This window comes from Variovorax sp. P5_A3, from assembly GCF_056400665.1.
The window spans coordinates 511,687-536,889 of the sequence record NZ_JBFUKW010000002.1 but is presented as its reverse complement, the minus strand read 5'-3'; the positions used below and the strand labels follow the sequence as shown (position 1 = coordinate 536,889).

The 25,203-nt window shown below is 67.4% G+C and carries 22 protein-coding genes; 13 read left to right on the top strand and 9 right to left on the bottom strand.

Annotated features, from left to right (window positions below):
* Positions 1–89: 89 nt before the first annotated feature.
* Positions 90–827 carry a gamma-glutamylcyclotransferase gene (locus AC1D3B_RS04720; RefSeq protein WP_478189496.1) on the top strand — a complete coding sequence of 246 codons (738 nt, stop codon included), beginning with the start codon at positions 90–92 and terminating at the stop codon, positions 825–827.
* On the opposite strand, the gene AC1D3B_RS04715 is transcribed toward AC1D3B_RS04720, so the two are convergent.
* Together AC1D3B_RS04715 and AC1D3B_RS04710 are read right to left on the bottom strand one after the other, a co-directional pair.
* Entirely contained in the window at positions 814–1,725 is a 912-nt protein-coding gene (locus AC1D3B_RS04715) for a LysR family transcriptional regulator (protein ID WP_478189495.1), read from the bottom strand. The two genes, AC1D3B_RS04720 and AC1D3B_RS04715, sit on opposite strands and share 14 nt — an antisense overlap.
* A 79-nt stretch (positions 1,726–1,804) precedes the next feature.
* Positions 1,805–2,260, bottom strand: a complete 456-nt coding sequence (locus AC1D3B_RS04710; RefSeq protein ID WP_478189494.1) for a MaoC family dehydratase — start codon at positions 2,258–2,260, stop codon at positions 1,805–1,807.
* Positions 2,261–2,500: 240 nt separating this feature from the next.
* Between AC1D3B_RS04710 and AC1D3B_RS04705 the strand changes: the two genes are divergently transcribed.
* From AC1D3B_RS04705 to AC1D3B_RS04695, 3 genes are read left to right on the top strand one after another with little or no spacing between them, the layout of a single operon-like run.
* Entirely contained in the window at positions 2,501–2,893 is a 393-nt protein-coding gene (locus AC1D3B_RS04705) for a hypothetical protein (RefSeq protein WP_478189493.1), read from the top strand.
* Positions 2,894–2,902: 9 nt separating this feature from the next.
* Positions 2,903–3,070 (top strand): hypothetical protein, encoded by a 168-nt coding sequence (locus tag AC1D3B_RS04700; RefSeq protein ID WP_478189492.1) that lies wholly within the window; start codon positions 2,903–2,905, stop codon positions 3,068–3,070.
* A 40-nt stretch (positions 3,071–3,110) separates the two neighbouring features.
* Positions 3,111–3,536 (top strand): GlcG/HbpS family heme-binding protein, encoded by a 426-nt coding sequence (locus tag AC1D3B_RS04695; protein ID WP_478189491.1) that lies wholly within the window; start codon positions 3,111–3,113, stop codon positions 3,534–3,536.
* A 12-nt stretch (positions 3,537–3,548) separates the two neighbouring features.
* Here the strand turns inward: AC1D3B_RS04695 and AC1D3B_RS04690 are convergent, their stop codons facing one another.
* From AC1D3B_RS04690 to AC1D3B_RS04675, 4 genes are read right to left on the bottom strand one after another with little or no spacing between them, the layout of a single operon-like run.
* On the bottom strand, positions 3,549–4,523 hold the full coding sequence (locus tag AC1D3B_RS04690) for a Bug family tripartite tricarboxylate transporter substrate binding protein (protein WP_478189490.1): 975 nt from the start codon (positions 4,521–4,523) through the stop codon (positions 3,549–3,551).
* Positions 4,524–4,556: 33 nt separating this feature from the next.
* Positions 4,557–6,113, bottom strand: coding sequence for a bifunctional 3-(3-hydroxy-phenyl)propionate/3-hydroxycinnamic acid hydroxylase (locus AC1D3B_RS04685; RefSeq protein ID WP_478189489.1), 1,557 nt, complete (start codon positions 6,111–6,113; stop codon positions 4,557–4,559).
* A gap of 4 nt (positions 6,114–6,117) precedes the next feature.
* A complete protein-coding gene (locus AC1D3B_RS04680) occupies positions 6,118–6,978 on the bottom strand; it encodes a fumarylacetoacetate hydrolase family protein (protein WP_478189488.1) in 861 nt (286 codons plus the stop codon).
* Entirely contained in the window at positions 6,975–7,886 is a 912-nt protein-coding gene (locus tag AC1D3B_RS04675; protein WP_478189487.1) for a VOC family protein, read from the bottom strand. The genes AC1D3B_RS04680 and AC1D3B_RS04675 overlap by 4 nt, the downstream gene beginning before the upstream one ends.
* A gap of 112 nt (positions 7,887–7,998) precedes the next feature.
* Between AC1D3B_RS04675 and AC1D3B_RS04670 the strand changes: the two genes are divergently transcribed.
* From AC1D3B_RS04670 to gltS, 6 genes are all read left to right on the top strand, one after another.
* Positions 7,999–8,901, top strand: a complete 903-nt coding sequence (locus AC1D3B_RS04670; RefSeq protein ID WP_435517503.1) for a LysR family transcriptional regulator — start codon at positions 7,999–8,001, stop codon at positions 8,899–8,901.
* Between the two features lie 92 nt (positions 8,902–8,993).
* On the top strand, positions 8,994–12,800 hold the full coding sequence (locus AC1D3B_RS04665; protein WP_478189486.1) for a response regulator: 3,807 nt from the start codon (positions 8,994–8,996) through the stop codon (positions 12,798–12,800).
* Between the two features lies 1 nt (position 12,801).
* Positions 12,802–13,155, top strand: a complete 354-nt coding sequence (locus AC1D3B_RS04660; RefSeq protein WP_478189485.1) for an Hpt domain-containing protein — start codon at positions 12,802–12,804, stop codon at positions 13,153–13,155.
* Positions 13,148–14,200 (top strand): adenylate/guanylate cyclase domain-containing protein, encoded by a 1,053-nt coding sequence (locus AC1D3B_RS04655; protein ID WP_478189484.1) that lies wholly within the window; start codon positions 13,148–13,150, stop codon positions 14,198–14,200. Before AC1D3B_RS04660 ends, AC1D3B_RS04655 begins: the two co-directional genes overlap by 8 nt.
* Positions 14,201–14,351: 151 nt before the next feature.
* Positions 14,352–15,890, top strand: a complete 1,539-nt coding sequence (locus tag AC1D3B_RS04650; protein WP_478189483.1) for an alpha/beta hydrolase family protein — start codon at positions 14,352–14,354, stop codon at positions 15,888–15,890.
* 133 nt (positions 15,891–16,023) lie between these two features.
* Positions 16,024–17,232, top strand: a complete 1,209-nt coding sequence (gene gltS / locus AC1D3B_RS04645; RefSeq protein WP_478189482.1) for a sodium/glutamate symporter — start codon at positions 16,024–16,026, stop codon at positions 17,230–17,232.
* On the opposite strand, the gene AC1D3B_RS04640 is transcribed toward gltS, so the two are convergent.
* On the bottom strand, positions 17,195–18,595 hold the full coding sequence (locus AC1D3B_RS04640) for a patatin-like phospholipase family protein (protein ID WP_478189481.1): 1,401 nt from the start codon (positions 18,593–18,595) through the stop codon (positions 17,195–17,197). The two genes, gltS and AC1D3B_RS04640, sit on opposite strands and share 38 nt — an antisense overlap.
* Positions 18,589–19,233 carry a Crp/Fnr family transcriptional regulator gene (locus AC1D3B_RS04635; protein ID WP_478189480.1) on the bottom strand — a complete coding sequence of 215 codons (645 nt, stop codon included), beginning with the start codon at positions 19,231–19,233 and terminating at the stop codon, positions 18,589–18,591. Before AC1D3B_RS04635 ends, AC1D3B_RS04640 begins: the two co-directional genes overlap by 7 nt.
* Positions 19,234–19,372: 139 nt before the next feature.
* Between AC1D3B_RS04635 and AC1D3B_RS04630 the strand changes: the two genes are divergently transcribed.
* Positions 19,373–21,037 (top strand): phospholipase D-like domain-containing protein, encoded by a 1,665-nt coding sequence (locus tag AC1D3B_RS04630; RefSeq protein ID WP_478189479.1) that lies wholly within the window; start codon positions 19,373–19,375, stop codon positions 21,035–21,037.
* Between the two features lie 38 nt (positions 21,038–21,075).
* Here the strand turns inward: AC1D3B_RS04630 and AC1D3B_RS04625 are convergent, their stop codons facing one another.
* Entirely contained in the window at positions 21,076–23,505 is a 2,430-nt protein-coding gene (locus AC1D3B_RS04625) for an alkaline phosphatase family protein (RefSeq protein ID WP_478189478.1), read from the bottom strand.
* 122 nt (positions 23,506–23,627) lie between these two features.
* Here AC1D3B_RS04625 and AC1D3B_RS04620 point away from each other — a divergent pair, with 122 nt between their 5' ends.
* Together AC1D3B_RS04620 and AC1D3B_RS04615 are read left to right on the top strand one after the other, a co-directional pair.
* Positions 23,628–24,416, top strand: a complete 789-nt coding sequence (locus AC1D3B_RS04620; protein WP_478189477.1) for a gamma-glutamylcyclotransferase family protein — start codon at positions 23,628–23,630, stop codon at positions 24,414–24,416.
* Positions 24,417–24,483: 67 nt separating this feature from the next.
* Positions 24,484–25,200, top strand: coding sequence for an MBL fold metallo-hydrolase (locus AC1D3B_RS04615; protein WP_478189476.1), 717 nt, complete (start codon positions 24,484–24,486; stop codon positions 25,198–25,200).
* Positions 25,201–25,203: the final 3 nt, after the last annotated feature.

Below are 25,203 nucleotides of genomic sequence, written 5' to 3'. Positions count from 1 at the left end.
GCGCGTGCAAAGATCAATTTCAGCACGCCCCGTTGGCGTGGATGCGGCTGCACCCTAGAGTTGCCTCGACGATTCGAAAGGACATCGCGATGAGCGCCAACTCGGCCGAGTACATCGATGCCGCACCCCTCGGGGACGAAACCGAGGCGACGCGAAAGCGCCTGCGGGAAGGTACTCTCCTGACGGCCTGGCGGGCCGACCCGCCCCCTGGCGTCACGATGCGCAGCGACGAAGAGCTCGCAGCATCGCTCGCCGACATGCTGCGATCGCATGACGACACGCAGGACGTGCACGTCTTCGGCTATGGCTCGCTCATGTGGAATCCCGCGCTGGAGCACGACCAGGTCCTGACCGCGCGCCTTCAGGGCTGGCATCGCCGGTTCTGCCTGCGACTGCACTTCGCGAGAGGATCGCCGGACGAGCCTGGGGTCATGTGCGCGCTGGATCGGGGCGGGGCCTGCATCGGGCGGGTCTATCGGATTCCCGCCGCGCGGACGGCTGAAGAGTTGCGCCTGCTGTGGCGGCGCGAAATGCTCGCGGGCTCCTACGCTGCGCGCTGGGTCACCGTCGTTGCCGATGGAAGCAGTCTGCGCGCGCTGGCATTCGTCGTGAATCGCCGTCACCAGCGCTATGTCGGCGGGCTTCCCGTCGAGCAGATCGCGCACTTTCTGCGCACTGGCAAGGGCGCGCTCGGCACCAGCCGGGCCTACTTCGAATCGTTGCTGGCGACCCTCGAAAGCCTGGCGATCAGGGACGCCGGCATGGAGCGCCTGCGGCGGGCGCTGTTGCAGGCAGACGGGCCGGCGCCACGACTCAGCGGCGCCTGAGGTCTTCGTGCTGCTCGAACAGCGCGATGATCCAGTCGATGAAGACACGCACCTTGGCGCTCAGGTAGCGGTTGGGCGGGTAGATGAGGTGGACGGGAAAACCCGGCGTGTCCCAATCCCCGAGCACGGGCACCAGGTGGCCACCGCTCACTGCCGAATGCACGACATAGGTCGGCGCCTGGATGATGCCCAGACCGGCAAGTCCGGCCGCCAGGTAGGCATTGGTGTCATTGACCACCAGACTGTGCGTCAGCTGGAGATCCACCTCCCCGGCGGCGTTCGTGAAGCGGAACGGCAGCGGCCGCCCGGTACGGGCCGAGTTCATGCCGAGCGTCGTGCGCTCCCGCAGGTCTTCGGGCGTGGCGGGGATGCCGTGCCGCGCGAGGAAAGCCGGTGTGGCGCAGGTCGTGAAGTGAAACTCGCCGATGCGTCGGGCGACGAGCATCTGTTCGGTGACATCACCCATGCGGATGGCACAGTCGATCCCCTCCGCGACGAGGTCGGCCCGCCGGTTGCCCGCGCCGAGCTCGATCTCCACCTCCGGGAAGTCGCGATAGAACTCGGCCAGCCTCGGGACGATCACCAGGGAACCGATCGCTGCCGCGGTCTCCACGCGAACGCGCCCCGAGGGCTTGGCGAGCGACTGGCTGGCATTGGCCTCGATATCCGCGAGATCCGCCAGCAGCCGGATCACGCGTTCGTAATATGTCGCACCTTCGGGCGTCACGGTCACCGAGCGCGTGGTCCTGTGGAGGAGGCGCACCTTCAGCTCCTGCTCCAGGCCCTGGATCAGGCGGGTGACGGTGGCATTGGGCACGTCGAGCGTGTCCGCTGCCTTGGTGAAGGTGCCTGCCTCGACCACGCGGACGAAGGCATTCATCGCGGCAATTCGGTCCATATCCAAGCTCCCGGTTGCGTTGGGAGCCGATGATAGGGCGGCGGACCCCGCCGAGGCATGAGCGCCTGCGCGTCGATGACTACGCTGTCGGCCTGCGTCCGACCACCAGCTTGGCGGTGAGCGTCTGCACGATTTCCCCGCGCTGGTTGACCGTGTTGGATCGCAGCACGACCATGCCCCGGTCCGGGCGGGAGCGCGAAGGGGTCAGGGCGGTCACTTCGCTCTCCACGCGAAGCACGTCGCCGGGGCGCGTCGGCGCCTTCCATTCGACCTCCCCTCCAGCGCCGACGATGCCGTTGGCGAGCGCCGGCCCGCTGGTCACGAGCAGTTGCATCGTGATCGCGGCCGTGTGCCAGCCGCTGGCCGCGAGGCCGCCGAACAGCGACTCGCGGGCCGCGGCTTCATCGAGATGGAAAGGCTGAGGGTCGTACTGCCGCGCAAATCCCTTGATCTGCTCCGTATCGAGTGTGTGTGTCGCGGTCTGGAAGGTGTCGCCGACATGAAGGTCGTCGAAGTACAAGGGATCACGGCTCATGGTTCGTCCTTTGAAGGCGGGCAAGCCGGGAGAGCCGACCCCTTGCGGCAACTCTAGCGACGAATGCGGAGCGGAAAAAGACGCGGCGCCTGAATGGCTTGTTTCATTGCGCGCAAAGATGGCCGCGTGCAGTGCTCATGGCGCGTGCCGGCATGGATTCGCCTTCGCACCCGCATTGCGCCGTCATTGCGATCCGCTTCAGTGCGGCGTATCGTGTGCTCGCACACGAAGGAGCAGCAAATGCCCTCACGAAGAAATCATGCGGCCGCGGAGACACGGGGCATGCCACCGATGGCGCCGAGTTCATTGGACTATCCCATCGAACTGAGCGCGCCATCGGATGCGGAGTCGTGCGAGCGCGCAGTGCAGGCCATCTGGCACAGCCTGGACGAGCACGATCTCGTGGACGAGCATGTACGGCAGGAACTCGCGATCATCCTGGAACCGCTGACCCATCTGGCCCTGGGGGACCGTCCCCAGCGGCTGATCAAGACCTTGAGACAGCCCGACCCGATCGACCCTTCGCACCTGTACTGGCTCACGCGCCGGCTGCTGACGCTCGTGCCCGAACTGCAAGCCATGGCGACTCAGCTCAACCGGCGTGGGGGAAATCGCTCGACGCCGCTGATCTGACAGCGCTTCATGCGTGCGGAAGACGTGGCACCCGCGATGGCGCGCGCATTGGCGTCCGGGTTGCCGGCCGTGCTCGATTGCCGCACGCGCTTCGTGCCCCATCCCGCGAGCCCGAATTTCGGCAGCATGAACCGCTTCGGCTTCGACGCCCTGACGCGACCGACACCGGCTACCTGAGCAGACAATCAACTCCCAACCTCCATCACACCCTGACGCCATGACGCCACTCACACTCGACCAGGCCAACCAGATCATCAGCGCCGCGCTCGCCGCATCGAAGCAGGCCGGCTACCAGCCCATGGGCGTGGTGGTGCTCGACGAAGGCGGCCACCTCAAGGCCTTTGCGCGCGAGGACGGCGCCAGCATGTTCCGCTTCGAAGTCGCACAGGGCAAGGCCTGGGGCGCCGTCGGCATGGGCGTGTCGAGCCGCACGCTCGGCGAACGTGCCAAGGGCAACCCCAACTTCTTCGTCTCGCTGGCCGCCACCTCGGGCGGCCGCTTTCTGCCGCAGACCGGCGCGGTGCTGATCAAGGACGCGCAGGGCACGGTGCTCGGCGCCGTCGGTGCCAGCGGCGGAACCGGTGACGAGGACGAGGCGATCTGCATCGCCGGCGTCCAGGCAGCGGGCCTCGTGCCCGGCTGAGTGGCCCGCGCCCTACTCCGGCAGCAAGCCGATCTCCGCGGCCACCTGGCCGAGGCGGCGGTGCTCTTCGCGCAGGAAGGCCTCGAACTGCTGGGGCGACTGCGGCGGCGCGGCAATCGGGCCGATCGCCAGCAGCTTGTCCGCAAAGGCCGGATTCGCCAGCATGGCGTTGATGCCCGTGTTCATGCGGGCGACGATGGGTGCCGGCGTCCCGGCGGGTGCGACGACCGCCATCCACCCCACCATGTCCACGCCCGGCAGCGTCTCGGCCAGCGCCGGCACGTTGTCCCAGCCCGCGATGCGCTTGGGCGATGTCACGGCCAGCATGCGCAGCCGACCCTGGCGCACCAGTTGCGCGGTCGACGCCACATCGGCCACCAGCGCGTCCGAATGCCCGCCCATCAGATCCTGCACGCCGGTGCCGATGGAACTGTAGGCCACCAGGTTGGTGCCGGCCTTGGCACGCGCATTGAAGAGACGCGCGATCATCCCGCCGAAGGTGCGCGGGCCTTCGTTGGCCAGCGACAGCTTGCCGGGGTCGGCCTTGCTGCGAGCGATGAGTTCGTCCACCGACTTGATGGGCGACTCGCTGCTCACCAGCAGCGCGAACGGGCTGTTGGCGACGAAGGCCACTGGCGCGAAGTCCTTCAGCGGGTCGTAGGGCAGCGTCTTGAACAGATAGCTGTTGGTCACCAGCGCGGCCGTCGTCGCGAAGTAGAAGGTGTAGCCGTCGGGCGCGGACTGCTTCACCGCCTGCGCGCCGATCACGTTCTGACCGCCCGGCTTGTTGTCGATCACGAAGGGCTGGCCGATCGACTGCGACAGGCCATCGCCGAGCAGTCGCGCGATGTTGTCGGGGCCGGAACCGGCCGGCTGCGACAGCACCACCTTGATGGGCTTGCCTGGCCATGGCTCCTGCGCTCGCAGCAGGGCGTGCGGCGCCAGTGCGGCGGCAGCCAGCGTCAGTTGAAAGCTTCTTCTGTTCATCACCTTGTCTCCGTTGTTTGAATGGATGAGAGATCAGCCGAACCGGGCGGCGAGTGCGCCCAATTGCGTGTCGAGTTCCGCGGCGCTAGAGGCCACTCCATACACATAGCGATCGGGGCGGACGATGGCGGCGCGGCAGCCGTTCCGGCGAAACCAGTCGGCGGCCACGCCATCGCTTTCGTGCAGTGAGTCGTCGAGGCGCAGGGTCGTGATGCCGGGTGCGCCGTCGGACAACGCAGCGGCGTCGACCACGTCGAATGTCGAGTCGAGCACCAGCCACCAGCCGTTGCCCGCCAGCGTGTCGAAGCGCAGGCACTCCATGCCCCTTTCGATCCAGGGCTGCGGAAAGATCGTCCCGTTCGCGGCATGGACGGTGGGTGACAGCAGTCCGCCTTCGAGCCGCGGCAATACATCCTGTCGCGGCATGTCTCGCACGACGCCTCCGCATTCGGCCAGCATCCGCGCATCGCGTTCGCGGGCCTTGGCCTCGTCGCGCTCGCAGATCACCGCGCCGATGCCCTTGATGCGGCTGGTGAGTTCGCGCACGTGCTGCTTGCGTTCGATGCCGTAGCTGTCCAGCAATGCCTCGGCCGCACCGCGCACTTCGCCCTTGCACACGGCCGAGAGCTTCCAGGCAAGGTTGGCCACGTCGCGCACGCCCTGGCACATGCCCTGCCCGAGGAAGGGGGGCTGCTGGTGCGCCGCGTCGCCCGCGACGAAGACGCGGCCGCTGCGCCAGCGATCGGCCACGAGGGCATGGAAGCGATAGCTCGCCTGCCGCCACAGCGTGCCGTCCACAGGCGACAGCCAGCGGGACAGCAGCTTCCACGTCTCTTCGGGCTCGACGACCTTCTGCGGGTCTTCGCCCGACTTGAGGGATATCTCCCAGCGGCGGTGGTTGCCGGGGCCGATCACCATCGTGCAGGGTCGATCGGGTTCGCAGTACTGCACGCTGGTCTCGGGCAGCTTCGCGAGCCCGCTTGCATTGGCAAGGACGTCGACCACCAGCCACGGCTCATCGAACGACAGGTCTTCGAGCACGATGCCGACCTGTTCGCGCACGCTGCTGGAGGCACCGTCGCAAGCCACCACCCACCGGGCGCGTGTGCTGCCTTCGTGCCCGTCGTCGTTGCGCCATTGCAGCGTGACGCCCTCCCCGTCCTGCGCCAGCGAAGTCACCTCGGTCCCGAGTTCGACGGTCGCGTTGGCGAGCCCGTGCACGTGCGCACGCAATGCGGCCTCGACCGGCGGCTGCGAGAACACGTTCGATGGCGTGTAGCCCAGCGGATACGGCGGCGCGACCATGGTCAGCCGCTTGATGAGCTGGCCGTCCACACCGAAGTACTCCGAAGGTGTGAAAGCCTCCAGATGCGGCGCCACGGCCTCCATCACGCCGAGCTGCTGGAACACGCGAAGGATCTCGTGGTCCACGGCGATGGCACGCGGCTTGTCGTAGACCTCGCGCGAACGGTCGCACACCCACACGCGCAGGCCCATGCCCGCGAGCAGGCCGGCGGCCACCGCGCCAGAGGGGCCGAAGCCGACCACCGCGACATCGAATTCGACGCCGCGCTGAACCGATGAAGCCATGCCTTCAGTCCTCGGCGCGGACCGGATTCACGAGCGTGCCGATGCGCTCGATCTCGACCTCGAAGGTGTCGCCCGCTTTCATCCACACCGGCGGCGTGCGTGCCTGGCCGACGCCGGCGGGCGTGCCCATCACGATCACGTCGCCGGGCTCCAGCGTGAGCACGTCGCTCAGCAGGGAGATGGTCTCGGCCACGCCCCAGATCATGTCGCTGGTGTTCGCGCTCTGCATGACTTCGCCGTTGAGCCGGCCCTGGATCTTCAGGCCCGTGGCCGCGGGTGGCAGTTCATCGGCGGTGACCAGCACCGGTCCGAAGCCGCCGGTGCCGTCGAAGTTCTTGCCGATGGTCCACTGCGGCGTGCGCTTCTGATAGTCGCGCACCGACATGTCGTTGAAGCAGGTGTACCCGAACACGTAGCCGGGCGCAGCTTCCTGCGTCACATGGCGCGGCACGCGGCGGCCGATGACCAGTGCAAGCTCGGCCTCGTAGTCGAACTTGCCGGAGACCTTCGGCAGGATGCCCGGTGCGCCGTGCGCGACGAGCGAGGTCGCCCCACGAAAGAAGAACCACGGGTACTCCGGCTTGTCGCGTCCGCCCTCCTTCGCATGATCGAAGTAGTTGAGGCCAAGGCAGATGATCTTGCCTGGCTCGGGCACCAGTGGCGCGAGGGACTGGCCCAACGGAAGGCGCGGTGCGCCCGATGCGATGGCCGCCTTGGCAGCGGCCAAGAGATCGACGCCGGCAGCCAGCGCCGCACGCAGGTCCGAGGGCACCTGCGGCTGGCTCGCGTTCAGGTCGATGATCTGGTCGCCGTCGACCACGCCGAGGCGTGCGCGCCTGTCGTGCAGGAAGGTGGTGAATTTCATGGATGCTCCAGAGTCGGGATGAAGAAAACCTGTCGCTGCGCTTCCTTGAGGCGCGCGGATGGCGGCTGCGAAATGCCCCACTGGTCGACACGGCCGGGCGGCCATGTCCAGTCGGCCGGGCCGCCTGCGACGTAGCTGTCGTCGATCTGCTCGACCTCGGCCGTGTACTCGATCACTTCGCCGAAGGGGCCGATGAAGTAGTTGAAGGCGTTGTCGCCCGGCCCGTGGCGGCCGGGGCCCCATTCGATGGCATGGCCGGCGTCCTTCATGCGGCCGCCGCCGCGCATGACCGATTCGAGGTCGGGCATCACGAAGGCGATGTGGTTGAGCGCATCGTTGTCGGTGTCGCCGAGCGCGACGCTGTGGTGGTCGCTGTTGCAGTTGAGGAAGGCCATGATCCGCGTGCGATCGGCCAGACGGAAGCCCAGCGCCTGCTCGAAGAAGGCCTGCGTCGCGGCCACGTCGTGGCTGTTGAGCACGACGTGGGCGAGCCGTGTCGGGCGGTCCTTCGCCTCGTGCGCGTCGGCGTGCAAGGCATCGCCGTGGACCACCTGCAGCAGGCGACCGTCAGGATCACGCAGCGTGAGAGCGGTGCCGCCTCCGGGTTCCGTGACGGCTGTGAGCGGTTCAACGATTCGTCCTCCGGCGCCAGCCGTCGCGTCGGCAACGGATTGCAAGGCCTCGGCACTGCGTGCCCGCAAGGTCACGTGGCGAATCGCGCACGCGGTGCCGCCACGGTGCAGTGCCAGGAGGTGGTGATCGGCGCCGGTTCCGCGCAGGTAGAGCGCGTCGTCCGTACGCGCGGCAACTTGCAGGTTCCATACACGGGTATAGAAATCTTCCGCGCGTGCGAGGTCGGGCACGTCGAGTGCGACGCTGCGCAGGCCGCTGATCCAGGGTGAACTCATTTGCGCTCCTTCAATGCCGCGTCGACGCATGTCAGCGGCGCGCGTTCGGCGAAGTCTAGGCAGCGGGGGTGCATTGATGAAGTGGATTCTCCATATACATAGAATCCACCGCATGGATATCAGGCAAGTCGATCTCAACCTGCTGGTGGCCTTCCACGCCATGTCGGAGCACCGCAGCGTGACCCGCGCCGCCGAGGCGATCGGCCTGAGCCAGCCCGCCATGAGCGCGGCCGTCTCGCGGCTTCGGCTGCTGTTCAACGATGCGCTGTTCGTGAAGACCGGCGCCGGCATGCAACCCACGCCGCGCGCGGCCGAACTGGACGCCGCGGTGCGGCGCGTCATCGAGACAATCAAGGCCGACATCCTCCCGGCGCCGGGATTCGACCCACTCGACGCCAGCAAGGTGTTCACCCTCGTCACGCCGGACATTGCCGAGGTTCATTTCCTCCCGCGCATCCTGGCCGCCTTCGCGCAGGAGGCGCCGCATTGCGACCTCCGCACCCTGTCGATGCCGCGCCAGGCGGCGGCCGAGGCGCTGGAGACCGGCGCGGCCGAACTCGCCATCGGCTACCTTCCGGACCTTCAGAAGGCCGGCTTCTTCCTGCAGAAGCTGTTTCGCAACGACTACGTGTGCATCGTGCGCGGCGACCATCCCACCATTGGCGAGCGCCTGACGCTCAAGACCTACCTCGCGGCCTCCCATGCGGTGGTGAGCCCGGACGGCCGCGAGCACCTGCTCGACCAGTTCCTGCAGCGCCGGGGGCTGAAGCGGCGCGTGCTGGTCGGGCTGTCGCATTTCATGAGTCTGCTGCCCATCATCGAGGCCTCGGACCTGGTCGCGACCGTGCCGCGCGACCTGGCGAACATCTGCATGCGCTACGCCAGCATCCGCATCGTCGACCCGCCGTTCAAGGCGCCCGTGGTCGAGGTGCACCAGTTCTGGCACCGGCGTTTCCACCAGGATGCGTCGAACATCTGGTTGCGGGGGCTGGTGCAGCGGCTTTTCGTTCCCTGACCGAAGGCTGCGCATTCTGCCGCTGCTTCGCTAGACTCCACGCCGTGTGCGCGGCTCGCGCACCATCCCCTGATCGCAGGAGCAATTGCCCCATGGCAGAGTCCCGGTCCCGGCCACTGTCGATGCACGCGCTGCGCGCCGATGCGCGGCCGCGCGAGCCGTTCGAGCGGCTGGTCGAGAGCGGCCTGCGGCTGAATCGCATGCGCAGTGAAAGCGAACTGCACGGCTATCTGGTTCGGGAAGCAGCGGATCTGAGCGGTGCCCAGCGGGTGCTCCTCGTCCTCGAAGCCGGCGACGGCCTGCGGATCGCCGGCTCGATGCTGCCACCCGGCGAAGACGCCGACAGCCTGCTCCGCGCCATCGAACCGTGGCTCGCCGAAGCCCGCCGCGCGCGCACCGCAAGCCTTCGGCACGGACCCGCCGGGGCCAAACCCGCCGCCCAGCGCTCATGCCTGATCGCCCCGTTGATGGCGCAGGACGCCCTGCCCGGATTCCTCTACGCCGATATCGAAGGCGCTGTCGGACGCTTCCGGGATGCGGACCGCGACCTGCTTTCCACGCTGGCGAGCCAGGCTGCAGGGGCCCTCTTCAACCTGCGCGCCCGCGAGGACGTGGAGCACCGCCTGGCCGAGCGCAACGCCGAACTGGCGCAGCATGCCGGCGCGCTCACCCTCATCGACAGCATCCAGCAAGGCATGGCCGACCGGCTGGGATTCGAGGCCATCATCCGGATGGTGGGCGACAAGCTGCGCGAGGTGTTCGACTCCGGCGACGTGAACATCCTCTGGTGGGACGAGAAGACCGACCTGATCCAGGTGCTGTACCGCTACGAGCACAACCAGCCACTGCCCCTGCCGCCGCCACGATCGATCAAGGCGGACGAACCGCTCGTACGGATCCTCCACATGCGCGAGGTGCGCGTGGCGAACACACGCGAGGAGCAGACCCAGGCCGGTCTCCACCCCGCGCCGGGGACCGATTGGGCGCATTCGATCGCGGCCGTCCCCATCATCGGCCGAGACCGCGTGCTGGGCGCCATCGGATTGCAGAACCACGAACGCGAATACGCCTTCGAGGCCGACGAGGTCCGCCTCCTCGAAACCGTGGCGGCGAGCATGGGCGTCGCGCTGGAAAACGCTCGCCTGTTCGACGAGACGCAGGAGACGCTGGCGCACCAGACCGCGACCGCCGAAGTGCTGCACGTGATCGGCAGTTCCGTGGCCGACCCGGGCCCGGTGTTCGACAAGATCCTCGAGTGCTGCGACCGGCTGTTCGACGCCAGTTCCTTCGCGCTGATGATGGTCGACGACGACGGCCAACTCGCGCTCGAGCGGTGGATGATGACCGCCGCTGGCCGCGCCGCGATCGGCGAGGCGCGCGCCGCCGAACTCCAGCCGTTGATGCAGATGAGCTATCCGGCGCCGCCGTCCGACACATCGGCCGAGCTTGCCTTCCGCAGCGGTGAACTGGTGGAGTTCGCCGACGTCCTGAATGACGCAGGGGCACCGCCCGTGCTGCAACGCAACGCCCGCCAGCTCGGGGGGAGCTTCGCCAACCTGGCCGCACCGCTGATGTGGCAGGGCCGCGGCATCGGTCTGCTGAGCATGCAGCGCAAAGAGGTGGGGCCCTTCCGGCGCAGCGAGCGGGCGCTGCTCAAGACCTTCGCCGACCAGGCAGTGATCGCAATCCAGAACGCGCGCCTGTTCAACGAAACGCAGCAGGCGCTGCGAAAGGTCGAGGAGCGCACCGCCGAGCTGAGCGAGTCGCTCATCGAGAACACGCGCCTCTTCAACGAGACGCGCGAGGCGCTGGAGCAGCAGACCGCCACGGCCGAAGTGCTGCAGGTCATCAGCGGCTCCATGGAGGACGCGCGACCCGTGTTCGACAAGATCCTGGAAAGCTGCCAGCGCCTGTTTTCCGGCCGGCAGGTGGGCATCTCGCTGGTCGGCGACGACGGGATGGTGCATCTGGGCGCGCATCGCGGTTCGGCGCGCGAAGTGCTCGAACAGTTCTATCCGCGCCCCATCGATCGCACGCCGCTGGGCCTGTCCATGAGAGGGCCCGGCGTCTTCCATATTCCGGATGTGCTCGCCCAGCGAGAGGCGCCCTATTTCATCCGGCAGGTGGCGGAGCAGATCGGCACCTACGCGATCATGGTCGCGCCGCTGATGTGGGAGGACCAGTTCATCGGATCGATCCACGTCACCCGCCAGCCGCCGGGGCCTTTCGCCGACAAGGACCTCAAGCTGCTGAAGACCTTCGCGGACCAGGCGGTGATCGCCATCCAGAACGCGCGTCTGTTCAATGAGACCCGCGAGGCGCGCGCCGCGGCCGAGGCCGCCAACGAAGCGAAGAGCGCCTTCCTCGCGATGATGAGCCACGAGATCCGCACGCCGATGAACGCGGTGATCGGCATGAGCGGCCTCCTGCTCGACACGAAGCTCGACGCCGAGCAGCAGGACTACGTCTCGACCGTCCGCGACTCGGGCGATGCGCTGCTGACCATCATCAACGACATCCTCGACTACTCGAAGATCGAGGCCGGCCGGATGGACATCGAGCAGCATCCCTTCGACCTGCGCGACTGCGTGGAGTCTGCGCTCGACCTGGTGAGCACGCGTGCTACCGAGAAGAACCTCGACATCGCCTACGTGTTCGAGGGCGATGTGCCTCCCGCCGTGAGCGGCGACCTCACGCGGCTGCGGCAGGTCCTGCTCAACCTGATGAGCAATGCGGTCAAGTTCACCGAGGCCGGCGAAGTCGTGGTGACGGTCGGCGCGAAGGCCCTGCCCGCGGACAAGGTCACCCTGACCTTCGCGGTGCGCGACACCGGCATCGGACTGACCAGGGAAGGCATGGGCCGCCTGTTCCAGTCCTTCTCGCAGGCCGACTCCAGCACCACGCGCAAGTACGGCGGCACCGGCCTGGGCCTGGCGATCAGCAAGCGCCTGGCCGAACTGATGGGCGGCACCATGTGGGTCGAGAGCGACGGGCCGGGCACCGGCTCGACCTTCTTCTTCACGATCGAGGTGCCGCTCGCGCAACTGCCCCCGAGCGCACGCCGCGACTTCATCGGCGAGCAGGCCGACCTGCTCGGCAAGCGCCTGCTGATCGTCGACGACAACGCGACCAACCGGCGCGTGCTCGCGCTCCAGGCAGGCAAGTGGGGCATGGAAGCGCGTGACACCGAATCCCCGGCCGAGGCCTTGCGCTGGCTAGAACAGGGCGAGCGCTTCGATCTTGCGATCCTCGACATGCACATGCCCGGGATGGACGGCGTCGCCCTCGCCAGGCGCATCCGCGCCGGTCATCCGGCGCTGCCGCTCGTGCTGTTCAGTTCGCTCGGCCGGCGCGAAATCGGCGATGCCAGTGCGCTGTTCAACGCCTACCTGGCCAAGCCGATCCGCCAGTCGCACCTTTTCGACACGCTGGTGAGCCTGCTCGCGCACGACGCGCCCGCGAAGCCCGCGCCCGGTGCTGCGACCAAGCCGCAGATCGACCCCACCATGGCTGCGCGCCATCCGCTTCGCATCCTGCTCGCCGAAGACAACGCGGTGAACCAGAAGCTCGCGATGCGCCTGCTGCAGCAGATGGGCTACCGCGCGGACCTGGCCTCCAACGGCATCGAGGCCGTGGAGTCGGTGCAGCGACAAGCCTACGATGTGGTGTTGATGGACGTACAGATGCCCGAACTCGACGGGCTGGACGCTACCCGGCAGATCTGCACATTGCTGGATCCTCCATCGCGACCGCGCATCGTGGCGATGACGGCCAACGCGATGCAAGGCGACCGCGAAATGTGCATGGAAGCCGGCATGGACGACTACCTGACCAAGCCGATCCGCGTCGACCGGCTGGTCGAAGCATTGAACAGCGTGCCCGCACGAAAGGACCGATGACGTGAGAGATGACAAGAGCCAGGCAACGATCGACCGCGCGACCTTCTCGGAGCTGCAGGAAGCCGCGGGGGCCGACTTCGTGAAGGAACTGGTACAGACCTTTCTCGAGGAAGCACCCGCAATGCTGAAGGAACTCCGCGACGCACTGGCCGCGGGCGATGCCGATACCTTCCGCCGCGCGGCGCATTCGCTGAAGTCGAACAGCCTCACCTTCGGCGCGCTCACGCTCGGGGCCATGGCGCGCGAGCAGGAGCTCGGAGGACTCGCCGCCGCCCGGCAATCGAACGCGCTCGACGCACTCGCGGCCGAATACGCGCGCGCCGCCGCCGCCCTCCAGGAACTGAGCCATGGTTGACCTGCGCCATGCGCCCGCGCGCCTGCTGGTAGCAGATGACAACAAGGTCAACCGCCTGCTGTTGACGCGAAGCCTCGAACTGCAGGGCCACACCGTCCAGTGCGCCGAGAACGGCCGCATCGCGCTGGAGATGTTGCGGCGCGAGCCCTTCGACCTGCTGCTGCTCGACATGGAGATGCCCGAGATGACCGGCTTCGAGGTGCTGGAACACCTCAGCGCCGACGTCAAGCTCAAGGACCTGCCCGTGATCGTGACCTCGTCGCTCGAAGGTGTCGCCGACATCGCGCGCTGCATCGAACTGGGCGCGGAAGACTACCTGCACAAGCCCGTCAATGCGGTGCTGCTGAAGGCACGCATCGGCGCCAGTCTGGAGAAGAAGCGCTTGCGCGACCAGCAAAAGGAGATGGTCCGCCGCTTCGCGACTTCGGAAGTCGCCCAGGACCTGCAGCAATCGGGCTTCGCTCTGGGCGGACGGCGAGTCTTCGCCACGGTGATGTTCTGCGACATCCGCGGCTTCACTTCGATCGTCGAATCGCAGCCACCCGAAGAGACGATCGAGCTGCTGAACACCTACTACACGCTGATGTTCGACGCGATCAATGGCCATGGCGGCGTGGTCAACCAGATGATCGGCGACGGCCTGATGGCGATCTTCGGCGCGCCGCTGCCGCTGGAGGACCACGGCGCGGCTGCGGTGCGCGCTGCGCTCGAGATGGTGGAGATGATCGACCTGCTGAACCTCGAACGCACGGCGACCGGCAAGAAGGCGATCCGCATGGGCGTGGGCGTCGCGACCGGCGAGATGGTCGCGGGCTACACCGGCACGCAGCAGCGCGCGACCTACACCTGCATCGGCGACACGGTGAACCTCGCTGCGCGGCTCGAGGAACACACCAAGCTTGCCGGGCGCCTGATCCTGATCGACACGGCCACGCAGTTCGCGCTCGATGGACGGATCGTCGTCGAGCACCTGGGCCCCGCGGCGTTCCGGGGCAAGGCGGCACCGGTCGAGGTGTACGCCGTCGCGACGCCCGCCGACGGGTAGTTCCGCGACCCTCGTGTCGCCTAGGTGATAGCGGCTCCGGGTAACTCCGCACCGGACCGCACGCACGTCCCCCTACGCTCCGACCGCCGGCGCCGCACTGTCCAGGCAGTGCGGCGCCGGTTTGTGTATTCACATCACGGAGACAAAACCCATGCAAAAGAATCGTGCCCAGCTCCTGGCGCTGGCGGCCACTCTCAGCCTTGCCGCATGTGGCGGCGGCGGCAACGGAGGAGCCTTCCTCCCCATCGCGGCAGCGCCGGCCCCGGCGCCCGCCCCTGCACCGGCGCCTGCTCCCGCACCGGAAGAGAAGCGCGCCCAGGACGACCGCAACACCTTCGTGCCCGCGGCGCCGACGGCCACCACCTTCGCGGCACTCGCGGCCGATGCGGCAGACACGGTCGACAACACGACCACCAGCCGCTGGGCCGGCGTGCTCGGCGGCGCGGCCTACCGCGTCGAGGTGCCGGCCAACTGGAACGGCAAGCTCGTGATGTACGCGCACGGCTATGCAGGCACCGGCAACGCGCTGGGCGTCAACAATCCGTCGATCCGCCGCTACCTGATCCAGAACGGCTACGCCTGGGCCGCATCGAGCTACAGCAAGAACTACTACGACGTGCGCGTGGGCGTCGAGGACACCAACGCGCTGGCCCTGGAGTTCAACAAGATCGCCGCGGCGGCCGGCCGCACGCTGGCGGCGCCGAGCAAGATCTACATCACCGGGCATTCGATGGGCGGCCACATCACCGCGGCCGCGATCGAGGACGAGGCCTTCGCCACTGCCAACCACAAGGTCAAGTACAACGGCGCGGTGCCGATGTGCGGCGTGGTCGGCGACACCGAGCTGTTCGACTACTTCGCGGCCGCGCAGGTCACGGCGCAAGCCCTGGCCGGCGTGCCCAAGTACCCGTTCACCAACTGGTCCGACATCCTGGCGCAGGTGACGGGCACGCTGTTCTCGAGCTTCCCGTCGCCGTCGGCGCCCACCGCGGCCGTGACGCCCTCGGCCACCGTGGGCGTCAAGTACGCATCGGTGATCAAGAACCTCACCGGCGGCGAGCGCCCGTTGTTCAGCCTCGGCTTCTCCAACGGCGGCACCTTCCCGCTGGTCTGGGGCGTGTTCGGCGGCGACGGCACGGTCACGGGCATCCTGAACAAGAACGGGGTCGACACCAACCGCTTCACCTACGTGATCGACGGCGACACGGCCGGCTCCGCCGCGCTCAACGCGTCGGCGCTCAAGCTCACGGCGGAGCCCGATGCCAACCGCCTGCGCAGGGACGGACTGCGCTGGATCCCGAAGGCCAACGGCGAGTTCAAGATCCCGGTCGTGACCCTGCACACACTGGGCGACCTGTACGTGCCCTTCAGCATGGAGCAGGTCTACAACAAGCGCGTCGCGGCCAAGGGCAACAGTGATTGGCTGGTGCAGCGCGCGATCCGCGGCGCATCGCACTGCGACTTCACCGTCGCGGAGCAGGTCACCGCCTTCGACGACATGATCAAGTGGGAACGCGACGGCGTGAAGCCCGCGGGCGACGACGTCGTGACGGCGGCAACCGTCGCGCAGGCGACCTACGGCTGCACCTTCACGAAGAACGTCTTCGGGGTGGACGACACGACGCAGTCGACGAAGGACTTGCGTGCCGGGATCGCGCTGGCCACCGCGGCCTCGCCCTGCCCGCCCTGATCCACCGGGCCCGTTGAAGAACTGACCGTTCCTCTCGGCCCGCACCCTGCCTCTTCATCGGGCTCGCAGGAGCCCGGACGAATATGGCAGGATGCGGGCCAAAGCCGTTCACAGGCTACCTTGAGGAGTGAACTTGGATATCAGCCTCGGCGTTCCCGCAACGCTCGCCATCGCCGCACTCGTGCTGGTCGTGGGTCGACTTCTGATCAAGCGCATCGCGTTCCTGCGCAAGTACTCGATCCCCGAACCGGTCGTCGGGGGACTGGTTGCCGCGGTCCTCGTGGCCGCACTCCATCCGGTGGGCGTGCGGATCGCGTTCGACACGGCGCTGCAGCCCGGCCTCATGCTGGCCTTCTTCGCGACCATCGGCCTCGGCGCCGACGCCCGCATGGTCGCCAGGGGCGGTGGTCCGCTGCTTCGCTTCACCGTCTGCGTGATCGGCATGCTTCTCCTGGAGAACCTCATCGGCATCTGCACGGCGAAGGTCATGGGCATCGACCCGTTGATCGGCCTGATCGCCGGCTCGGTCACGATGGCCGGAGGGCACGGCACCGGCGCGGCCTGGGGCCAGCGCTTCGCCGAACAGTTCGGCGTGGCGGAGGCGCCGGCGCTCGCCCTCGCGTCGGCCACCTTCGGCCTCATCGTGGGCGGCGTCATCGGCGGGCCCGTGGCCATGCGTCTGATCCGTCGCCTCCAGGCGCGCGGCGAGCCGCTCGGCGTGTCCGACGAACAGGCGCTTGCGCATGACGAAGCGGAGGCCGTCGAGCCATTCACGGCGGAACGCCTGACCGTCACGATCATGCTGGTCGCGACCAGCGTGGCAGTAGGGACCGCCCTCTCGCGTTGGACGGAGAACCCCGTGTTCACGCTGCCGACCTTCGTCTGGACACTGTTCGTCGGTGCGGTGCTGCGCAACGTGCTTGCGCTGGCCCGGGTGCACGAGATCGATGGCCACGCACTGTCATTTACCGGCGTCGTCTCCCTGTCGCTCTTCCTCGCGATGGCGCTGATGAGCCTGCGCCTGTGGGAGCTGGCGTCACTGGCGCTGCCGATGTTCGTGATCCTGGCCCTCAACGGCATCGGGGTCGCGCTCTACACCACCTACGTCACCTACCGGGTGATGGGCGCGAACTACGAAGCGGCGGTGCTGGTGGCCGGCCAGTGCGGATTCGGGCTCGGCGCGACGCCGACGGCCATCGCGAACATCCAGGCGATCTGTGCGCGCTACGGCGCCGCGCCGCAGGCCTTCATCCTGGTGCCGGTGGTGGGAGCGTTCATCATCGACCTGTGCAACGCGCTGGTGATCAGCGGCTTCGTTCAGGTCGCGACGATGCTGCGGTAGGCGACGACGCGCCCGCGCCCGTCTCCTGCGCCCGCAAGCTGGCCAGCAAGCGCTGGAACTCCGGACTGTTGCGCAGCAACGCGCGGCCGGTCGCGATCAACTGCGCCACCTGCTCCTTGTCGAGGGCGAAGCTGGTCGGGATTCCGTTGAGGAAGCGGCGCAGCGGCAGGTCGGGCACGTCCTCGAAACTCAACTGGACGAAATACGAACTCACGGGCCGCTCGGGCGTCGAGAGTTCGCGCGTCCAGCGATCGAGGTTCTGCCGTGTCTGCTGCAGCGTTGCGACGTTGTAGCGATGCAGCTGGATATTGGTGACGGCGTTCATCGTCTCCTCGAAAGACGGATCGCGGCTGGTCTCGCCGATGCCCGCGGGCTGGTCGGCCGCCGCGTTGACCGAGATGATGGCGATGCGACGCGGTGTCGCGACGTCGAGCTTCCGGACATAGCTCTCCGCGCCACCCGCCAGTTCGATCGCATCCTGCAATGCACGCAGGCCCAGGTTGTCGGTGATCCCGCCATCGACGAACTGGGCGTACTTGTGGGCGACCTTGTTTTCGTAGGCCAGGTCGTCCTGCACGACCATGCTCAGGTAGTCGTTGTCGCTGTCGCGCTTCTTTGCAGCCGCGAGCCAAGGGGGCATTCCACTGGCGCAGCCACTGTAGTTCTCTACCACCACAGGCCCGAAGATCACGGGCACGGCGCTCGACGCGGTGACGGCGCGAGCCAACGGGAACTTGCTCAGGTCGGAGCACATCAGGTCGAAATATTCCTGGACGAAGGAAAAGCGGCCGCTCGAACTCAAGTCGGAGGTGTTGATCAGGATCAACGGTGCGTCGCGCCTGGCCAGGTCGCCGAAGGTCGCATCGCCGAACAGCGACTGCTGGTAGTAGGTCACCGCCATTTCCGTGCGGCCGTGGCTGCTGAACCAGCGCAAGGGATTCAACAGACCGCGTAGCAGCGCACCCTGGACGTCGCTGCGAAGGAAGCGCTCCTCGTAGTCGTCGAAGATGCGATTGCCGTAGAGGCCATAGTAGGCAGAGGTGAAGCTGCCGCCGGAGACCGAACTGATGATGTCGACCCCATCGAGCAGGCTTTGCTCCTTGCCGTTCAGCGTCACACGCGTGTCACGCAACTCCTGCATGACGCCATAGGACAGGGCTGCGGCGCGCGTGCCGCCGCCCGAGAACGCGACAGCCAGCCTCAGTTCGTCGGAACGGCGATGCTGGCTCCGGGCGAATTCACCCAGCGAATAGACGGGCCCCTGCTCCCCCGGCGCCGACGGCACGTTCACGACCACGCCATAGGTCGTGCAGCCGCCGAGCAGCAGCGCCACGCCCAGCAACAGTGCGCGCCGGGCTACCACGATGGCGGCAGCTTCCGCAGGATGACCATCCGCCCGTCGCGCTGGCCGACGTAGCCGCCGGCGGTGAGCTCCTTCATGACCCGGTTCACCATCTCGCGCGAAGAACCGACGCGGTCGGCGATGTCCTGCTGCGTCAGCTTGTGGCGCAGCACGCGCTCGTTGCCGACCGGTTCGGAGTGTTCGGTCAGCACCCGCACCATGCGGCCGTAGACGTCCTGCAGGGCGATGCTGCGCACCTGCTCGGTGAGGCGCCGCACCATGCGGATCAGCTTGCGGGTCAGGTGAACCGCGAAGTCGGGGTTGTCCGCGAGGAACTGGCGCAGTTCCGAGCCCTGGACCACCCGGCAGGTGCAAGGCTCGATGGCCTTGATCGAGGCCGAGCGCTTCTCGCCGTCGATGGACAGCTCGCCGAAATAACCGCCGGGTCCGTACTCGGTGAGCACCAGTTCGCGGCCGTCGTCCGAACTGGCGTAGACCTTCACCCGCCCGCTGAGGACGATGTAGAGCGAGTCGGTCGTATCCCCTTCATTGATGAGGATCGCGTGCGCCGGAAAGGTGCGCGTCAGCCCGTGCGGCGCAATGGCGTCGAGCAGGGACTGCGGCAGGCGGTCGTCGAGGCCTTCGACGGGCGAGTTCATCAATCCATTATGTGACGCCAAGGGCCCGGATGTGATCCTTGTCACTCGCTCGATGCGTACTGATTCCTCGTGAAGTGGGAGGCCTTTGCCTAGATTCGCTGTATCACCCGAAGGACCCCCTGCGCCGTCGCCGCCCGCCATGAAGCCCGCCAACAAGCCCCCCGCCGAGCGCTGCCGCATGCTGATCGCACACAGCATCGCCATGCGCCTGATCGAGTTCGGCATGGCCCAGGCGCGCGTGGGCGTGGCGCTGGTGGTCTTCGTGGTGGTGCTGCTCGGTATGCTGGGTTGCGCCAGCCTGCCGGACAACGTCCACCGGCCGGTTTCCCAGGCGATCACCGAGGCGGCCGACACGCGCCTCGCCGCGCTCGCGGCGGCATCGCTGCCCGCCGACGAACCGCAGCTCTCGGCCCTGCGCCTGCTGCCCGCCGGCGACCAGGCCTTCGAGGCGCGCATTGCGCTGGCGCGCGCCGCCGAGCGATCGATCGACGTGCAGTACTACCAGATCGCCGACGACACGTCGGGCCGCCAGTTCCTGCGCGAGCTGGGCGATGCCGCCGCCCGCGGCGTGCGCGTCCGCGTCCTGGTGGACGACCTGAACGCCACCGGCGAAGACGCGTTCCTGGCCGGCCTGGCCGCGCAGCCCCAGGTCGAGCTGCGCATGTTCAACCCGCTGCCGGTGCGCGACGGCAGCATGCGCTCGCGGGTGCTGCTCTCGATGCACGAGTTCTCGCGCATCAACCGCCGCATGCACAACAAGCTGTTCATCGTCGACGGCGCATTCGCCATCAGCGGCGGCCGCAACATCGCCGACGCGTACTTCGGCCGCAGCGAACCCGCCAATTTCATCGACATGGACATGCTCTCGACAGGGGCGGTCGTGGGCGAGATGGCGGCGGTGTTCGACGCCTACTGGAACAGCCGCCACGCCTATCCGATCGAAAGCCTGGCCGCGCAGGGCCTCGACCCCGCCGACGCACGGCGCCGCTTCGAGCAGTCTGTGCAGGCGGCGGGTGCGGCGGCAATGCCACTCACGGCGCGCGATTCGCTCGGGCAGAGCAGCGTCGGCACGCAACTGGCCGCCGGCCGCGTCGAGATGCACATGGCCACGGTGCGCGTGGTGGCAGACGCACCGCAAAAGGTCGATGCGGACAACGACTCGCTCGCCGACGGCGTCGTCATGAACGGCAACCTGGACCTGCTGCAGTTGGCCACCTCCGAGGTGCTGGTCGCTTCGCCCTACTTCATCCCCGGCCGCCGCACGATGGATGTGCTGCAGCGGGCCGCCGACAGCGACGTGAGCGTGTCCGTCATGACCAACTCCCTTGCGACAACCGACGAGCCGCTGGCGCACTTCGGCTATGCGCGCTACCGCGCGTCGCTGCTGAAGATGCGGGTCGCGCTCTACGAACTGATGCCCGAGGAGGACGACGACAGGCCGTCCCTCGCCGACGGGCCGCACGGCTCGCTCGGCCGCCTGCATGCCAAGCTGGCGGTGGTCGACCAGCGTTGGCTCTCCATCGGCTCCATGAACATGGACCGCCGCTCCGCGCACAGCAACACGGAGATGAGCCTCATCGTCGACAGCCCGGTGCTGGCCGGCCAGGTCGCGATGCTCCTGCGGGACGAAAGGCTGCCCCGGAGCTACCAGGTCCGCTATGTGGACGACCAGCAACGCCTTCAATGGGTCGCGCAGAGCGGCCAGCGGCAGGAGGTCGTGCATGCCGGCGAGCCGGATTCGACCTGGGCAAGGCGGCTGCGGCTTTCGCTGCTCGCGACCCTGGTCGGCGAGGATCTTCTGTGAATTTCCGTGACTCTTCCGTGACTCTTCCGTGACGCGCTTCAGGCCAGGCGCTTCGCCAGGTTGTCCAGCATCGCGTGAAGCGTCTTCAGATCGGTCGCACCGGCAAGGATCTCGTCCGAGAGTCTGCCGATCTCCTCGGGGCTGAGCCTGCCCGCGGCCAGCGTCGCCACCACGCGCGGCGCCATGAGCCGGTGAAGGCCATGCACCCGCTCGCTGCGGCCCGAACTGCCCGAACGCGGGAACATCCTGTCGTAGGGCGGCGTGAGCGAAGGTGCATCGGAGCGCGGTGAAGTGCGCTGGAACACGCCTTCGAAGGTCGGCGCCTGTTGCACCCGCTCGCCCACCGCCCAGCGCGACTGCGGGATGCCGAACCAATGCAGCAGCGTCGCCATGAACGAGGTCGCGTCATAGGCCACGTCGGTCGGCGAGCGGAACACCGTCTTCTCCTCGATCCATGGCGAGACCAGGACGGTCGGCACGCGCACGCCCATGACGTCGTAGCGGAAGCCGTCGACGACGTCGTTGGGCCAGGGGTTCGCCGCGTAGGGCGGGCTCGCGTGGTCGAAGATGCCGCCGTGCTCGTCGAAGGTGATGACGAGCAGCGTCTCGTTCCATGCGGGCCCCGCACGCAAGGCCTCGTAGATTTCGTTCAATGCCTTCTCGCCCGGGACCAGGTCGGCGCCCGGGTGGTAGGAGCTCGTACCCGACGTCGCGATCCATGCGGGCTCCAACATGCTGAAGGTGGGGAGCCTGCCTGCCCGCGCGTCCTTCTTGAACTGCTCGATGCCGTCGATGAAGCTCGTGGCGTTCTGCGCGATCGCGGCGTCCACCGACGGGATCTGCCCCTGCAGGAACAGGTGGTACGTGTGGACAAAGTTCATCCACTCCACGGAGTTGTAGATCTTCCAATCGGTGAAGCCGTTGGTCCACAGCACCTTCCACATCGACTGGCGATGCGGCGAGAGCGGCCAGTAGGTGTACTGGGTTCCGTTCTGGAAGTTGTTGAGCGTGCATCCGGCCGAGCCCGTGAAGGCGATCGCGCGATTCGGGTCGGTGGCGCCCGGCATCGAGCAGAACCATGCGTCCGACACCGCGAAGCCCTTCGCGAGGCCGTTGAGCACCGGCAACTGCTCGGGCGAATAGGTCCACATCACCTCGTGCACGCCGTTGTTCCACACGAAGCCGTCCATGGTCGGCTTCGCGCGCTGCTGGTAGCCCTGCCGGTTGCCGAAGAACATCTGGCGCATCACGTCGGACTTGTCGTGGTACGGGTCCTGGGGCAGGAAGTCCAGGTCCCAGTCGTCGCTGAGTTCCCCGTCCTTGTACTTGAGCACATGGACCTTGGTCGGATTGCCCTGGGCGTCCTTCATGCCGGGGTCGACGTTGAACATGTCGAGGTCGACGCCATCGAAGGGCCTGTCGTCGCCGACGAAGTTGATGCCGGTCTCGCCCTTGTCGTAGAGCCAGCCGCAGACGTGATCGAAGGAGCGGTTCTCCAGCATCAGGTAGACGACGTGCTTGATCTTCGAACGCATGAAATCCATGGTGCCCGGCACCTCGCTGCGCGCCGCATCGACGGCCCGTAGACCTTGGATGCCCGTCAGGACGGTGTTCACGTCCAGTTCCGGCGGCAAGGTGCCGGTGCGCACCGGGCCGGTCAGTGGATTCGCGCTGCGGGGGTCGAAGCGCCAGAGACGATAGGCGCCGTCGGCGGGTGTCCAGTCGAGCACATGCTCGCCGATCACCGCGAGGCTGTGGCTCGCGTCGATGTCCTTCCACTGGCCCTGCTGGATCGCTGGCAGGCCCAGCGGCATCACGTTCTGCGGGTCGAAGCTCCAGAGCCAGTATTCGCCCGTCTCGGGCAGGCGGTCGAGCACGTAGTTGCCCAGCGGGATCAGCTCGTGGCCGAACTGGATGGAGTCGAAGGAGCCCTGCGGCGTGTAGGGCAGCGGCAACGGGTCGGCGGCGCCCGGCTTCAACGGACTGGGGTCGAAGTTCCAGAGCTGGAAGGTGCCGCGCCCTTCGGTCGGAATGACATTGAGCATGAAGCCGCCGAGCGGCAGCAGGAGAAGCTCCTCACCTGAGTCATAGCCTTCGTGTGCGCCCTGCGGATTGCCGAAGTCCGGGCGGTACTGCCAGAACTTCGTCTTGGTCCAGAGCCCGTGCTGCACGGGTGTCGTGGCCAGCGGGTTGGCGCTTTGCGGATCGAACGCGAACAGGCGATAGGGAAAGCAGGGCTGGTAGGGCTTCAGCATCAGCGGGCCCCATTCGAGCAGGTATCGGCCGATGGGCACCAGCTGGTGGGTGGGGTCCAGGGTGGCTGTGGGGTCCAGCGGCATCGGCGTGAGCAGGCTGTCGGCGTCGACGTCGAATCGCCACAGGCGGTAGGCCGGATTGCCCGCGAAGGTGTTGCGCGCAGGTTGGCGGCTGAGGACGAAGTCCTGGCTCGCGGGAGCGTTCTGGGCCACTGAGGTTCTCCTCGTTGAAGGTCGTTGCCTGCATCCGGGACCATCCTTCGGCCGCACGGCCGGGGCAGCCCGCTCCCCTTTCGTTGGATACTAACTGGCAAAGGTGCAACAGGAGAAGACTCGTGTTCTGGTACTTCGGCTATGGCTCCAACATGGATCTCCAGTCGCTGTGCGCGAAGGGCGTCGAGCCGCGAGCATCGCTACGGGCCGTGCTGCACGGCTGGCGATTGCGCTTCAACGTGCAGCACTTCTTCCGGCACGAGGGCGGCGTCGGCAACATCGAGCGGTCCGCCGATCCGTCCGATCTGGTGCGCGGGGTGCTGCACCTGTGCGAGCCGAAGCACCTCGCCCTGCTCGATGCTGCCGAAGCGTACGGGCACGGTTATGACCGCTTCGAGGTCGTCGTCGGCACCGAAACGGGCGAGCAGCGCGCCATCGCCTATGCGGGACTGCCCGCCTTCCTCGACGATGCCTGCCTGCCCACGCGGCGCTACCTGAACATCCTGCTCCAGGGTGCGAGGGCCGCCGGCCTGGATGCGGCGTACATCGATGCGCTGCAGCGGCAACCCGTGATGCCGAAAAGCGACATCGCGCCCTTCGTGCCGCCGGCGGGGGACTACCCCACCTTCACTGCCGCCACGCTGGCCCGGCAACCGAATCTCACGGCGCTGGCCGGCGCGGTGTTCGACATGGCCGGCGCCCGTGACTACCACCGGTTCCTGCAGGGCTACTTCGGCGGCAAGGACATGACGCTCTTCCACCTCAAGCGGCTCGACCACTCGGACGGAAGCGAGACCCTCGACGACCTGCGCCACGGCCGCCTGACACCCGCGCAACGCCGCTATCTCGACGAGTACCTGCACGCCTACATGGACGAGTACCGCTACGCCGGCAGATTCGCCTACGACTGAGGTCTTGCTTGTCGCGCCGACGCCGCCGAAGTACGCTCACGCCTTCCCCATGCCCTGGAGTCACCCGATGGATGCGTTGCCCCCCGCCCTACCGCACGGCGAGCTGGAAGAGGTCTTTCCCGATGTCTTCTTCGTCACGGGGACGATGAAGACGGTGCTCATGAACGCACCATGGCACTTCAGCCGCAACATGACGGTGGTTCGCGATGGTGACGCACTCACGCTGATCAATCCGGTCCGGCTCGATGAAGCCGGGCTTGCGCGGCTCGAATCGCTCGGCCGCGTCGTCAACGTCGTCCAGATCGGCGCCCTGCACGACGAGGACAACGCGTTCTACAAGCAGCGCTACGGCGCCACCTTCTGGGCACCGCCCGGCACCACGCATGCGCACGGGCTGCAGGTCGACAAGTCCCTCGTGCCGGACGGGGAGATGCCCTTCGCCGGGTGCAGCGTCTTCGCCTTCGGCACCACGAAGCTGCCGGAAAGCATCATCCGCATCGATCGCGCCGGCGGCATCCTCGTGGCCTGCGACGCATTGCAGAACTGGGTCGAGCCGAACGAGTACTTCTCCGAACAATCGCGCGAGATGATGGCCGGGATGGGCTTCTTCCAGCCCGCCAACTTCGGGCCCCTCTTCATGCAGGTCAACGAGCCCAAGGGCGAGGACTATGCCCGCCTGCGCGCGCTGCCTTATCGCCATGCGCTCTGCGGTCACGGCTCGCCGCTGCGCGACACGGCCGCCGAGGCCTACGCCGACAGGACCCAGCGGGTCTTCGGCATCTAGCAT

Coding starts and splice junctions, on each gene's coding strand:
- AC1D3B_RS04720 (WP_478189496.1), top strand. CDS start 90: ATGAGCGCCAACTCGGCCGAGTACATCGATGCCGCACCCCTCGGGGAC.
- AC1D3B_RS04715 (WP_478189495.1), bottom strand. CDS start 1,725: ATGGACCGAATTGCCGCGATGAATGCCTTCGTCCGCGTGGTCGAGGCA.
- AC1D3B_RS04710 (WP_478189494.1), bottom strand. CDS start 2,260: ATGAGCCGTGATCCCTTGTACTTCGACGACCTTCATGTCGGCGACACC.
- AC1D3B_RS04705 (WP_478189493.1), top strand. CDS start 2,501: ATGCCCTCACGAAGAAATCATGCGGCCGCGGAGACACGGGGCATGCCA.
- AC1D3B_RS04700 (WP_478189492.1), top strand. CDS start 2,903: ATGCGTGCGGAAGACGTGGCACCCGCGATGGCGCGCGCATTGGCGTCC.
- AC1D3B_RS04695 (WP_478189491.1), top strand. CDS start 3,111: ATGACGCCACTCACACTCGACCAGGCCAACCAGATCATCAGCGCCGCG.
- AC1D3B_RS04690 (WP_478189490.1), bottom strand. CDS start 4,523: ATGAACAGAAGAAGCTTTCAACTGACGCTGGCTGCCGCCGCACTGGCG.
- AC1D3B_RS04685 (WP_478189489.1), bottom strand. CDS start 6,113: ATGGCTTCATCGGTTCAGCGCGGCGTCGAATTCGATGTCGCGGTGGTC.
- AC1D3B_RS04680 (WP_478189488.1), bottom strand. CDS start 6,978: ATGAAATTCACCACCTTCCTGCACGACAGGCGCGCACGCCTCGGCGTG.
- AC1D3B_RS04675 (WP_478189487.1), bottom strand. CDS start 7,886: ATGAGTTCACCCTGGATCAGCGGCCTGCGCAGCGTCGCACTCGACGTG.
- AC1D3B_RS04670 (WP_435517503.1), top strand. CDS start 7,999: ATGGATATCAGGCAAGTCGATCTCAACCTGCTGGTGGCCTTCCACGCC.
- AC1D3B_RS04665 (WP_478189486.1), top strand. CDS start 8,994: ATGGCAGAGTCCCGGTCCCGGCCACTGTCGATGCACGCGCTGCGCGCC.
- AC1D3B_RS04655 (WP_478189484.1), top strand. CDS start 13,148: ATGGTTGACCTGCGCCATGCGCCCGCGCGCCTGCTGGTAGCAGATGAC.
- AC1D3B_RS04650 (WP_478189483.1), top strand. CDS start 14,352: ATGCAAAAGAATCGTGCCCAGCTCCTGGCGCTGGCGGCCACTCTCAGC.
- AC1D3B_RS04635 (WP_478189480.1), bottom strand. CDS start 19,233: ATGAACTCGCCCGTCGAAGGCCTCGACGACCGCCTGCCGCAGTCCCTG.
- AC1D3B_RS04630 (WP_478189479.1), top strand. CDS start 19,373: ATGAAGCCCGCCAACAAGCCCCCCGCCGAGCGCTGCCGCATGCTGATC.
- AC1D3B_RS04615 (WP_478189476.1), top strand. CDS start 24,484: ATGGATGCGTTGCCCCCCGCCCTACCGCACGGCGAGCTGGAAGAGGTC.